Source organism: Enterobacter cloacae complex sp. S1 (assembly GCF_014930525.1).
In the GTDB taxonomy this organism is placed as follows: Bacteria; Pseudomonadota; Gammaproteobacteria; order Enterobacterales; family Enterobacteriaceae; genus Enterobacter; species Enterobacter hormaechei_C.
In genome coordinates this window covers 183,613-195,442 of record NZ_JADBRE010000009.1, presented here as the reverse complement: position 1 = coordinate 195,442, position 11,830 = coordinate 183,613, and the positions used below count along the sequence as shown (strand labels likewise).

9 protein-coding genes and 1 pseudogene are annotated in these 11,830 nt (G+C 51.4%); 6 read left to right on the top strand and 4 right to left on the bottom strand.

All coding sequences use genetic code 11. From position 1 onward, the window contains the following. Positions 1–433 precede the first annotated feature (433 nt). The 4 genes from IM290_RS21770 (at position 434) to IM290_RS08645 (ending at position 5,486) form a co-directional block, all read left to right on the top strand. Positions 434–1,663 carry a YadA-like family protein gene (locus IM290_RS21770; RefSeq protein WP_305038482.1) on the top strand — a complete coding sequence of 410 codons (1,230 nt, stop codon included), beginning with the start codon at positions 434–436 and terminating at the stop codon, positions 1,661–1,663. A 206-nt stretch (positions 1,664–1,869) separates the two neighbouring features. Beyond that, positions 1,870–2,313 (top strand): hypothetical protein, encoded by a 444-nt coding sequence (locus tag IM290_RS08655; protein ID WP_063138630.1) that lies wholly within the window; start codon positions 1,870–1,872, stop codon positions 2,311–2,313. A 311-nt stretch (positions 2,314–2,624) separates the two neighbouring features. Continuing rightward, on the top strand, positions 2,625–4,001 hold the full coding sequence (locus IM290_RS08650; RefSeq protein ID WP_015572345.1) for a diaminobutyrate--2-oxoglutarate transaminase: 1,377 nt from the start codon (positions 2,625–2,627) through the stop codon (positions 3,999–4,001). An 18-nt stretch (positions 4,002–4,019) separates the two neighbouring features. Continuing rightward, on the top strand, positions 4,020–5,486 hold the full coding sequence (locus IM290_RS08645; protein WP_058686256.1) for an aspartate aminotransferase family protein: 1,467 nt from the start codon (positions 4,020–4,022) through the stop codon (positions 5,484–5,486). Between the two features lie 44 nt (positions 5,487–5,530). Here the strand turns inward: IM290_RS08645 and IM290_RS08640 are convergent, their stop codons facing one another. The 3 genes from IM290_RS08640 to IM290_RS08630 are packed head-to-tail and all read right to left on the bottom strand — an operon-like array spanning position 5,531 to position 9,317. Continuing rightward, a complete protein-coding gene (locus tag IM290_RS08640) occupies positions 5,531–7,729 on the bottom strand; it encodes a polysaccharide biosynthesis tyrosine autokinase (RefSeq protein WP_193042281.1) in 2,199 nt (732 codons plus the stop codon). Then, positions 7,729–8,178, bottom strand: coding sequence for a protein tyrosine phosphatase (locus tag IM290_RS08635; RefSeq protein WP_060459950.1), 450 nt, complete (start codon positions 8,176–8,178; stop codon positions 7,729–7,731). Before IM290_RS08635 ends, IM290_RS08640 begins: the two co-directional genes overlap by 1 nt. Beyond that, entirely contained in the window at positions 8,178–9,317 is a 1,140-nt protein-coding gene (locus tag IM290_RS08630; RefSeq protein ID WP_193042282.1) for a polysaccharide export protein, read from the bottom strand. The genes IM290_RS08635 and IM290_RS08630 overlap by 1 nt, the downstream gene beginning before the upstream one ends. A 483-nt stretch (positions 9,318–9,800) precedes the next feature. Between IM290_RS08630 and IM290_RS08625 the strand changes: the two genes are divergently transcribed. Further along, positions 9,801–10,133, top strand: a complete 333-nt coding sequence (locus IM290_RS08625; protein WP_017383366.1) for an RcnB family protein — start codon at positions 9,801–9,803, stop codon at positions 10,131–10,133. Continuing rightward, positions 10,084–10,595, top strand: a pseudogene (locus IM290_RS08620) (GNAT family N-acetyltransferase). The gene IM290_RS08625 and the pseudogene IM290_RS08620 overlap by 50 nt, the downstream one beginning before the upstream one ends. A gap of 89 nt (positions 10,596–10,684) precedes the next feature. Here IM290_RS08620 and apbC read toward each other — a convergent pair. Next, complete coding sequence (apbC, locus tag IM290_RS08615; RefSeq protein ID WP_017383367.1) at positions 10,685–11,794, bottom strand: iron-sulfur cluster carrier protein ApbC; 1,110 nt, start codon at positions 11,792–11,794, stop codon at positions 10,685–10,687. Positions 11,795–11,830: the final 36 nt, after the last annotated feature.

Here is an 11,830-nt window from a genome sequence, read left to right as displayed (position 1 = left end):
GAAGAATATCTTACCCGTTATTTAAACACACCCACTCGATAATGTTTACTTTCAGCTTTAAAGGTTGTGATTTTCATTTGAAAACCCCCGTGTAAATCATAATTTCCATCACTTAAATAAAACCGTATAAATGTCAAAATAAAATATGATTAAAATCATAAGGTTAAATTAGGACAGTTCGCAAGTATGTAATAACAAATTGATTTCAAAGAAGAAATAACGCAATAACCTTATTTCTCTTCATTCTTACCATTAATAAAAAACATGATTAAAATCAATATTTATTGCCGCGAAATATTTATAGTTTCGCTCCGTTACCAACATAACTATAAAATTCGACACACTTAAACTTACCCATTCAGCTCTGCTTAAACAAACGTTAGCAATATCGATAGCGTATATTTTATCTGCCAAACACTGTGAGTCATTTCAAATGAAACCTGTTAGTAAAACCGTAATTGCTGTCGCTATTATCGGTGCTCTTTTTGCTGGTTCAATGAACGTAGCTAAAGCTGCTTATGTAAATGTAACTCTTAACGATAATGTTACCAATCCAGGTACTTTTATTCAGGTTCAAGGGACTGACAACACCGCATATAACCTTGATAACATCAAGGCTAGCAACACTCAACAAGACGGACAAATCTATAATCTGCAAGGGGATATTGTTAAAGCAAACATTGCTATCAATAATGCGCAAGATACTGCTAACACTGCTGTAAATAAAGCTGATGCTGCTCAAGCTGGTGTTAATGCTAATGCACAATTTAACTCTACTTTGAATCAGAAAGTAGATGATAACAAAGCTGATCAGATTACCACCGACAACAAACAAAATATTTTGATTAATGACATTGAAAACAAAGCAGACACAGCTTTACAAGGTGTTGTTAACAATGGTTCCGATATTAAATCATTGCAAGATGATAGCGCGTTACAAGGTTCTGTATTGATTAACCATGATCAACGGATCACCGCTTTAGAGAACCAAACACCACCTAAAGACGGTGTTAATGGTAAAGATGGTGTTGACGGTAAAGACGGGGCAACGGGTGCTACAGGCGCTGTAGGTGCAACTGGTGCGCAAGGTTTGAAAGGTGATACAGGCGCACAAGGTATAGCTGGGAAAGATGGTGCTCCAGGTGTTAAGGGTGAGAAAGGAGATAAAGGAGATTCCATCAAAGGTGATAAGGGCGACACTGGCGCTAAAGGTGATAAAGGGGATGCAGGTAAAGCTGGCTCTAACGGAATCACAACTACCATCACTAAGAAAGAAGTTGATACTAAAACTATCAATCTGGTTAAGTCACTCAATAACCAAACTACAGCACAAGCTAAAGATCTGAAAGCTACTCAACAAGTGTTCGCACAAGCGCAAGCTAACACTAACTCTCAATTCAAGAGCCTGAAAGATGAAGTTGATAGCAATCAGAAAGAAGCCCGTTCAGGTGCTGCTAGCGCTGTAGCTATCGCCTCTATGCCTCAAGTAGAGAAAGATCAGGCTGTAATGTTCTCTGCTGGTGTAGGTAGCTTTAAAGACGAGCAAGCTGTTAGTGTGGGTGCATCCTTCAACGTTGGTAGCAACACCATCGTTAAAGCTGGCGTAAGCGATTCTACAAATAATGATCTTGCTATGGGCGCAGGTATCGGGATTGGCTTTTAAGTAAAACACGTAACTCGACTACATTCATAATAGAGGGAGCTTTTCAGGGCGACAGTACTTCGCTGATGGAAAGTATGATGATGGCCAATAACATGCTCAAACACATTTTTATTTCAGCTGCCCTGTATCTAATGCTTATTTCGGTCGGGGTCTGGATCGGCATTATGTACGTTTCTTATTATTTGTGTCGTTTTTAAGGTGATAAAATGAAAAAATCAATGATGCTAGTGTTAAGCGCTGCCGTACTTGCTGGGTGTATTTCGCCTGCGCACGCCATAAACGCCCATTATCGCGCTCAATTAGAGCGTTCGGGATGCACGCAAATTAGCGCTGGCGATGGCTCTTGCGATATCAGCAAAACCAAAGCGGAAAATGCGGCACAACACGAACCAACGACATCCGTTCACGATCCCCTGCGTGAAGCCTCGTTCTCGTCGGATACGGTTAACGCCACGCTTTCTAACGGCTTTTTTAGCGCTACCGTTAACGGCAAGAAAGCCAGCGTTAAACGCCTGAATGCGAATTTCTATGAGATCCGTGGTAACGGTTTTGTGATATCGCTAAGCCTGGATGAAAACGGTATTACGGACGCGTCGTGGAATAAAACGAAGGGACGCGAACACGGTATTTTACGCGTTAGCCAGAAATAAACAGCGTAAGGAGGCTCACTGCCTCCTTTTCACCTGACAATCGCACGATTTGTCACACTCTTTTGTCTGATTTTACAATGCGGATAAATCATACGTAAGCTGCTGTTTTTATTTAGCATAAAGTGCGATTTTCCCCATACAAATGGCGATCTTCCCTGCCCTGTGCCCTGTGTCACAAAACAGTAAACAAATTAACCATTGAGCCCGGTGGCAAAAGGCTCTATATTGGCGGCGTTTTTTTCAGGCCCCATCTGTTTTTTAACTTTTTATTCAATCGTTGCTCATAACGAAGCGGCGGTTGTAGGAGTGATATGATGACGGATAAAGTCCGTATTGACACCGTAGATGCCCACAAAAGCAACGAAACCTATCTGGCCCGTCAGGCCGAATTTGAATCTAACGTCAGGAGTTATCCGCGCAAACTGCCTTTAGCGATCACGAAAGCAGAAGGCGTGTGGATCACCGATGCAGATAATAAAGAATACCTTGACTGTTTAGCAGGCGCAGGCACCCTCGCGCTTGGACACAATCATCCTGATGTGCTGAAAAGCATCCAAAATGTCATTACCAGCGGCTTGCCGTTACATACCCTGGATCTGACCACGCCGTTGAAAGACGCGTTTTCAGAATACCTGCTCTCTCTGTTGCCTGGTCAGGGCAAAGAGTACTGCCTGCAATTCACTGGCCCGTCCGGGGCTGACGCCGTTGAAGCGGCGCTGAAGCTGGCGAAAAAAGTGACCGGTCGTAGCGGTATCATCAGTTTCTCTGGTGGTTACCACGGTATGACCCACGGCGCACTGTCCGTCACCGGCAACCTGTCTCCGAAAGAAGCGGTTGACGGTATGATGCCAGAAGTCCAGTTCATGCCTTACCCACACGAGTACCGTTGCCCACTGGGTATCGGTGGTGAGGCGGGCGTGAAGGCGCTGACCTACTACTTCGAAAATCTGATTAACGACGTCGAAAGCGGCGTGCGTAAACCTGCCGCGGTGATCCTCGAAGCCGTTCAGGGTGAAGGTGGCGTGAACCCGGCGCCTGTTGAGTGGTTGCAGCGCATCCGTAAAGTCACTCAGGAACACGGTATCCTGCTGATCCTCGACGAAGTCCAGGCTGGCTTTGCCCGTACCGGTAAATTCTTTGCCTTCGAACACGCTGGCATTGAGCCAGACATCATCGTGATGTCTAAAGCAGTCGGTGGCGGTCTGCCGCTGGCCGTGCTCGGTATCAAAAAGCAGTTCGATGCATGGGCGCCAGGTCACCATACCGGTACTTTCCGCGGCAACCAGCTGGCGATGGCTACCGGTCTGACCACGCTGAAGATCCTGAAAGACCAGAACATCGCGGGCAAAGTAGCTGCACAGGGCGAATGGCTGAAAGGCCAGCTGAAAGAGATGGCGAAACGCTATCCGGTGATCGGCCACGTTCGCGGTCTGGGCATGATGATCGGTATTGAAATCGTTAAGCCACATGAAGCCGCCGATCACATGGGTTGCTTCCCGGGCGATGGCGAGCTGTCTGCACTGATCCAGAAGAAATGCTTCGAAGCGGGTCTGATTCTGGAGCGTGGCGGCCGTAACGGTATCGTTCTGCGTCTGCTGCCTTCTCTGCTGATCAGCGATGACGAGCTGAAAGTCTTCCTGGATAAATTCGAGCAGGCACTGCTTGCTGCGGGCGTTAGCCCGGCGTAACCGGAGTTGTTGAATACGATGTCTGATTCAAACCCAATTTTGTTCTCCTCTGCGCAGAGCATTGAAGCTTACCAGCAGGCGATTGAACAAAGCACTCAGGCTGTGATGCAGTGGCTGAAACAGCCTGAGATGTACCAGGGCAAAACGGTCGCGGAGCTGCGCGACCGTATTAAGCTGGATTTCAACCCGAAAGGGCTGGGCAACGAAGCGGCGATTGAACGCGCCGTGGAGTTCTTCCTGAAAGACAGTTTGTCCGTTCATCACCCGCAGTGCGTGGCGCACCTGCACTGCCCAAGCCTGGTGGTTAGCCAGGCGGCGGAAGTGCTGATCAACGCCACTAACCAGAGTATGGACTCCTGGGATCAAAGCCCGTCCGCAACCATCATTGAGATCAAACTGATCGAGTGGCTGCGTACCCGCGTGGGTTATCAGGCTGGCGACGCAGGCGTCTTCACCAGCGGTGGCACCCAGAGTAACCTGATGGGGCTGATGCTGGCGCGTGACGCATTCTTTGCGCGTCAGGGCCACTCGGTTCAGCAGGACGGTCTGACAGGCGATCTGCGTAAGATCCGCGTGCTGTGTTCGGAAAATGCCCACTTCTCCGTGCAGAAAAACATGGCGCTGATGGGTCTGGGCTACCAGTCCGTGGTGCAGGTGAAAACTGACGAATTCTCCCGCATGGATCTCACCGATCTGGCGGCGAAAATCGAACAGTGCAACGCGAACGGCGAGCAGATCCTGGCGATTGTGGCCACGGCCGGTACGACCGATGCGGGTGCTATCGATCCGCTGCGTGCTATTGCTGAGCTGGCTGCGAAACAGAATATCTGGGTGCACGTTGATGCGGCCTGGGGCGGCGCGCTGCTGATGTCTGAGCAGTATCGTCACTACCTGGACGGTATCGAGCTGGTGGATTCCGTCACCCTGGACTTCCACAAGCAGTTCTTCCAGACCATCAGCTGCGGTGCGTTCCTGCTGAAAGAAGCGCGTCACTATGAACTGATGCGCTATCAGGCGGCCTATCTGAACTCTGAGTTCGATGAAGAAGCGGGCGTACCTAACCTGGTCTCCAAATCTCTGCAAACCACGCGCCGTTTCGACGCGCTGAAACTGTGGATGAGCCTGGAAGCGCTGGGTCAGGAGCAATACGCGGCAATCATCGATCACGGTGTGACGCTGGCGCAGCAGGTTGCGGCTTACGTGAAAGAGCAGTCTGCTCTGGAACTGGTGATGCAACCCCAGCTGGCAAGCGTGCTGTTCCGCTTCCGTCCGCAGGCGCAGCTGGATGACGCCGGTATTGCCCTGCTGAACCAGAAAATTGGCGATGCGCTGCTGGAGTCTGGCCGTGCAAACGTCGGTGTGACCGAGCATAACGGTATCACCTGCCTGAAGCTGACCCTGCTGAACCCAACCGTGACGCTGGAGGACGTAAAAATCCTGCTGTCTCTGGTTGAGCGTACCGCGCAGGAAGTGATGGCGAAGTAATACTTATCCCTCTCCCACCCGGGAGAGGGATTGTTTTTCCCGCGCTAACGCCTTTCCCCTTTTTTCCTCGAAGCATAACCGTATTCATACTGGCTGTACCCCGAGCTGTAATACAGCGCTGCGGATTTAACAATATCGTTGAGGATTGTGCCGCTGACCTTCACGCCAACGTGCTGTAACCGTTTAACGGTATTCTCCATCTCTTTCACGCTGGTTTTATCGAAACGGGCAACCATTAGCGTTGTTCCGGCTGCTCTGGCAACCAGCGCGGCATCGGTGACGGCCAGAACCGGCGGTGTATCAATGATGACAATGTCATATTGCTCGTTAACCCAGGACATGACGGAAAGGAATCGTTCGCTTAACAGCAATTCTAACGGGCGCAGGGGTTCCGGGCCGCAGGTGATGACGTCAATTCCCCCTTTTTCAGCATGCTGAATGACCCCCGCTAAGTCGCGTTTCCCTTCGAGCAGGCAGGACAATCCGTGGCGGTTCTCCAGACCAAAAATATTGTGAACATAGCCCTGGCGCATATCCGCATCAATAAACAGCACCCGCTGACCGCTCTGCCCGGCGATGGCCGCCAGGTTCGTCGCCACCAGCGTTTTTCCGCAGTCCTGCGTAGGGCCAGAAATCATCACAATGCGGTTCTCAGCCTCCATCATGGTGAAATGCAGACTGGTCCGCAGCCCGCGTACTGCTTCAACAAACATATCAGCAGGGCGATCGACGGGCAGGAAAGGCACATCCGTGGTTTTGTGTTTCCAGCGACGAGAAAACGGATTTTTTCTGCGCAACTGCGTTTTACTCCACAGCCACTGTGAACGTGGCAACGTAGCCAGAACCGGCATCCCCTGTGCTTCCAGCTGTTCGGAAAGCGTGATCCCACGTTTGAACGCCTGACGTACCAGCACGGTCCCCATTGAGAGCATTAGCCCGAACAGCGCGCCAAGAACGATGATTAACGCTTTACGCGGCTTTATTGGGTCCGGCAGCGTAACAGCCTCATCAATGATCCTCACGTTCCCGACAGCGCTGGAGCGGGAAATATTCAGCTCCTGCTGGCGCGTCAATAGCTGTAAATAAATCGTGCGACCCGACTCAACATCGCGGCTCAGGCGTAAAATCTCCTGTTGCGTGGAGGGCATAGCTGACACACGGTTATTGAGACGCTCCCGTTCCCGCTCAAGGGTCTGTCTCTTTTCATGCAATGCACGATAGGTAGGGTGACTCTTTTTAAAGAGCTGGGAGATCTCTGCCTCCCGGAACGTCAGCTCATTTAGCTGATTCTCAACGTTAACAACCTGATCCAGGACAGATTTTGCCTCCAGAGACAGGTCCACCGAGTCGCGCTGCGCCCGGTAGGCATTCAGCCGCGCTTCTGCCTGATCCAGGTCCGCGCTGATTTTTGGCAACTGCTCCTGTAAAAAATCCAGACTACGAGAATCCTGAGCCTCCTGGCGCGCGATATTTTGCTGGAGATAATTTTCAGCAATTGCATTCAGCACCCGGGCGATGTTATCAGGATCTTCGCCCGTCAGGGTTAAGGTCACGATACCGCTCTGTTTCTCCGATTCCGCAACCGTGAGACGCTTCTTCAGCGCGTTGATCGTCTCAAGCCGCGTCAACGACTTAAGCGAAAATTGCGTGCCTGGCATCGCCTCAATCGACGTCACCAGCAGAACGATCCCTTGCGTAACCAGCGTTTTCCCAACCCGACCATCTGCCTCAATGTTTTCGCCCGTCAGGTGATACTTGCCTGCTCCCTGTACGGTCAGCGTGAGCTCTTGCGCTTTGCCTTCCACCTGCGGGATCTGGAGTTCGCCTAACGTTATGTTGCCCTGCTCACGCCCTTGCAGACGCTGCCAGAGATGCCCCACCACAGGCAAAACGCGCGGCTTAGCCTGCTGCGTCAGACCTAATTTGTCGACGGTCTCGCCGAGGATCATGCGGGATTTCAGCAGTAAAATTTCAGGGGCAACATCCGGCGAAACATCGGTGCCCAGTTGGCTCAAACCTTTGAGCAGGTTGTTATCCTGTTTGTTTTCTATTTGCACCATGGCATCCGCCTGATAAACAGGTGGCGTAATCCAGGCATAGAGACCGGCGCACAGGATGGACAGGAACGTCACGCACAGAATCATCGTGCGGTGGTCGATCATCTCGACGAGCAAACGAACGAGATCGACTTCATGTTGTTGGGGTGCCGCTGCACCATAATTGTCTGTTGTGTAAGACGACATTAATGCTTCATTCCTTGCTGACCTAAACGACGTGCCCATTCCTGACTGGCTTTACCCAATAGCCCGAACACATATTCAAACGCTTCCCGGCTTTGACGGTAGGGATCGGGGATCTCCTGCGGCTCCAGCCATTGCCCAAAAAGCAGCGACTTTCCTCGAATCTCCGGCGCCATGGCCGCAATGAAGCGAAGATGTTCCGGCTCCATAACCAGGATAAGATCGGATCCCTGCATCAGATTGCGTGTCAGCCTGCGCGCCACATGGCCGTCGAGGGAAATCCCATGCCGCCAGGCTACGTCCTGGGCGCTGTCATCCGCCGGGCGCCCTTCAAGCCCGAATATGCCCGCCGAGGCGATATATCTGTCGGGCAGGTGCTGGCGTAAAAGCCGCTCCCCAATTGGAGAACGGCAGACATTTCCGGTGCAAACCACGAGTATTGATTTGAACATTATTGCGGCCACGATCTGATGTAACGAACCGTTTCGGTAAGGTCATGCACCCCGCTGATGGTCGGAACAAGCTGTGATATCACGCGATTCCAGCGGGGCAGTGGTGCAGTGGTGACATAGACAATGTCATAGGGCTCAAGCTGAAACTCGGTGCCTAACACCATGGCTGACGCGTCCTGAGCATTGAGCTGGTAGAGGTTGGCAATTTTTTCTGAACGCTCGCTTTTCGGCAGCGAACGAATGACAAAAATTCCGGTGGCATCGGCCATATTCTGGTTCAGCCCACCGGCATTGCCCAGCGCTTCCGCCAGGGTCATGCCGCTGCGATCCATTTTCAGCGTGCTCTGTTTAACGACCTCGCCCATGACGAACACTTTCAGCGCATCGTTACGGGGGACAAACAGAATATCGCCGGGATAGAGCAGCTTATTTTGCGTGAGATCGCCATGCTGCATCAGCGCATACAGCGAGAGGCGCGTGTCCTTCCCATTATGCGTCAGCACGACATTGCGCCAGTCTGCGTCGGCAGAGAGCCCCCCAGCGGCGTTCACGGCATCCATGACCGTTAACGGAATATTGGTAATAGCCTGCTGCCCCGACTTCACCACCTCGCCCGTCACATAGGCTTTTTGTGAGCGAAAAGAGGCGACGCTGACGTCCACCTGCGGGCTTTCAATAACATTGTTCAGCCGGGCCGTGATCTCCTCGCGTACCCGTGCGACCGTTTTGCCAGCCACCGGCAATTTACCGACATAGGGATAGAAAAGCGTGCCGTCGGCATTGACCCAGTTACCGGTGTCACTGGCGCTACGATACTGCCCTGCCGGGGTTGTCAGTTCAGGGTGATCCCAGACGGTGACGGTCAGAATATCCCCAACGCCGATACGGTATTCCCAGTTTTTGACCTGTTCATCCAGATTAGGATTTGCCTGAGATTTCAAAACCGATGGCCGCAATTTTTCAATTAACGAAGGCGTAAGAGGATAAACATCAATCCGTTTCTCCAGACGATCATTTGCATCTTCTGCGGCAATTATCTTTTTCCCAGCGAGATCGAGATGCTGGCCAGGGGAAAATACGCAGCCAGATAATGGGGTAATAATTAAAAATAATATCGATACAACTGTTGTGTTTTTCATTTATTACATAATATCTTTTATAGTAGTGATTATCGTACACAGGATAAAACTGTTACACTTTACTCAAGCACAAGCTGCTGTTATTCAATGAATTAACAGAACCACAAAGAGTATTTATAAAACCACACGACATTCCTTTGGACAGACTCTTACAGCCCTGCATTGTCTTAATCAGGCATTCGGAAAGAGGGTTTCAGGCAATCTTAAATGTTCTATTTGTTGAATGCATGCCTGAATCTTAGTAAATTTGCCTTGAAAATGTTTTTTCAGAATTAATTAATAAACCAATAATTATGTTATCTGTATAAGCTCATATTTATTCGTCGAAGTAATAATTAATGACGGTTGCGACTACACAAAACCGTGCACTTTTGTTACATTTTTTGCAAACTCACCCTGTGAGGATACTTAAAATGAACTGTCTGCCATCCGTTAGCGGATCTGCACACAAAAAGTATCAGTAACGATATGACTGGAGAAAAAATGGCTAAGCGTAAATTGTTGCTTCTGGGTGTATTACTGTCACTGGCGGGGGCCGCGCACGCTGCACCGCAAACATCGACAGCGCCTTCCGGCATCAAGGCCTATGAAGAGCAAGAGTTTATTGCCGATTTTACGAAGTTTAAAATCGGCGACACCGCGCCCGCGCAGTATCAGACGCCTGAGTACACCATCAAACAGTACCAGCTGCGTAACCTTCCCGCGCCCGATGCCGGCACACACTGGACCTACATGGGTGAGAATTATGTTCTGATTGGCGATGCCGATGGCAAAATCTACAAAGCCTATAACGGAGATATTTTCTATCACCGCTGATACGATCCTAATCCGTCCGTGGCAGGAGAGCGATCGCCCTTTCCTGCGCACGCTCTTCCTCCACGCCCGACGTGAAGCCTGGCCGTGGCTGGACAGTTCTGCGTGGCAGCTTGTCTGCGTGGCAGCTTGTCTGCGTGGCAGCTTGAAGATTTTGACGCGGCAACCCTGGACGAAGATATTTGGGTGGCGGAGCAGGATGGGCACCGACTTGGCTTTGCCTCAGTCTGGACGAACGATAATTTTCTGCACAACCTGTTTGTCGATCCGAACCATCAGAGCCTGGGCGTCGGACATGTGTTGCTTGAACACGTACAGAAGACGTTTACCAGCACGGGTTCACTCAAGTGTCTGGTGAAGAATGAACGGGCGGTTGCGTTTTACCAGCGCCACGGCTGGCACATTGAGGCGACGGGAGATTCTCCGGACGGAGAGTATTATTTGATGCACTATCGGCTTGGGTAAAGTCAGGTAGCGCTACGCTTACCTGACCTACAAAATCGAGGTAGGCCGGGTAAGGCGAAGCCGCCACCCGGCACTAACGCGCAGAGACGTTACACCGCGCGGAAAGCGATTTCACCCGGAATGACTTCGCCCTGCCAGTAAAGCTGCGCCGCAACGCGCCCCGCCAGCTGACGGTAGATTTCCGTGAATTCGCTATCCGGACGGCTGACCACCGTCGGCTTACCGCTATCCAGATCTTCACGCAGTGTGATATGCAGCGGCAGTTGCCCCAGCAGTTGCGTGTGGTATTGCGCCGCCAGCTTTTCGGCGCCACCGGTACCAAAGATAGGCTCATGGTGCCCGCAGTTGCTGCAAATATGCATGCTCATGTTCTCGACGATACCCAGTACCGGCACCTCCACCTTCTCGAACATGACGATGCCTTTTTTGGCGTCGATCAGCGCGATATCCTGCGGTGTGGTGACCACGACGGCGCCGGTAACCGGAATGTTCTGCGCCAGCGTCAGCTGGATATCACCGGTGCCCGGCGGCATGTCCAGTACCAGATAATCGAGGTCAGGCCACATTGTCTCCTGCAACATTTGCAGCAGCGCCTTGCTGGCCATCGGGCCACGCCAGACCATTGCGTTATCGTCAGTTACCAGGTAACCAATGGAGTTGGTCGCCAGACCGTGCGCCACGATTGGCGCCATGTGGGTGCCGTCCGGCGAAGTTGGACGCTGGTTTTCCGCCCCCAGCATGTTTGGAATGGACGGGCCGTAGATATCCGCATCCAGAATGCCGACTTTCGCCCCTTCTGCCGCCAGCGCAAGCGCCAGGTTCACGGCGGTCGACGATTTACCCACCCCGCCCTTGCCCGAGCTGACGGCGATGATGTTCTTCACGCCGTTAACGCCCGGCTGATTTTTCACGCGCTTGAGCGTGGCGATGCTGTGGCTTAGCTTCCAGTCAATTGCTTTTGCGCCGGTAATGCGCAGCAGCTCAGAGCTGGTTTGCTCTTTCAGGGCATCAAAGGCGCTGGTCCAGACGAACGGCATCTGTAGCTCAATGTGCAGCGTATCGTCCAGCCATGCGACGTGATGAAGCGCTTTCAGCGTCGTGAGATTGTGCTTCAGGGTTGGATGCTGAAAATTAGCCAGCGTCCCGGCGACCATTGCTCGTAAGGCTTCCGGTGATTTGGCCTGGGATTGAGAACTCATCCCGACTCCTTTGTTCTTGTGAATAAGACCTTAGAC

Excerpts from the sequence above, each read along its gene's own strand:
- IM290_RS21770 (WP_305038482.1), top strand. The coding sequence starts at position 434 with ATGAAACCTGTTAGTAAAACCGTAATTGCTGTCGCTATTATCGGTGCT.
- IM290_RS08655 (WP_063138630.1), top strand. The coding sequence starts at position 1,870 with ATGAAAAAATCAATGATGCTAGTGTTAAGCGCTGCCGTACTTGCTGGG.
- IM290_RS08650 (WP_015572345.1), top strand. The coding sequence starts at position 2,625 with ATGATGACGGATAAAGTCCGTATTGACACCGTAGATGCCCACAAAAGC.
- IM290_RS08645 (WP_058686256.1), top strand. The coding sequence starts at position 4,020 with ATGTCTGATTCAAACCCAATTTTGTTCTCCTCTGCGCAGAGCATTGAA.
- IM290_RS08640 (WP_193042281.1), bottom strand. The coding sequence starts at position 7,729 with ATGTCGTCTTACACAACAGACAATTATGGTGCAGCGGCACCCCAACAA.
- IM290_RS08635 (WP_060459950.1), bottom strand. The coding sequence starts at position 8,178 with ATGTTCAAATCAATACTCGTGGTTTGCACCGGAAATGTCTGCCGTTCT.
- IM290_RS08630 (WP_193042282.1), bottom strand. The coding sequence starts at position 9,317 with ATGAAAAACACAACAGTTGTATCGATATTATTTTTAATTATTACCCCA.
- IM290_RS08625 (WP_017383366.1), top strand. The coding sequence starts at position 9,801 with ATGGCTAAGCGTAAATTGTTGCTTCTGGGTGTATTACTGTCACTGGCG.
- apbC (WP_017383367.1), bottom strand. The coding sequence starts at position 11,794 with ATGAGTTCTCAATCCCAGGCCAAATCACCGGAAGCCTTACGAGCAATG.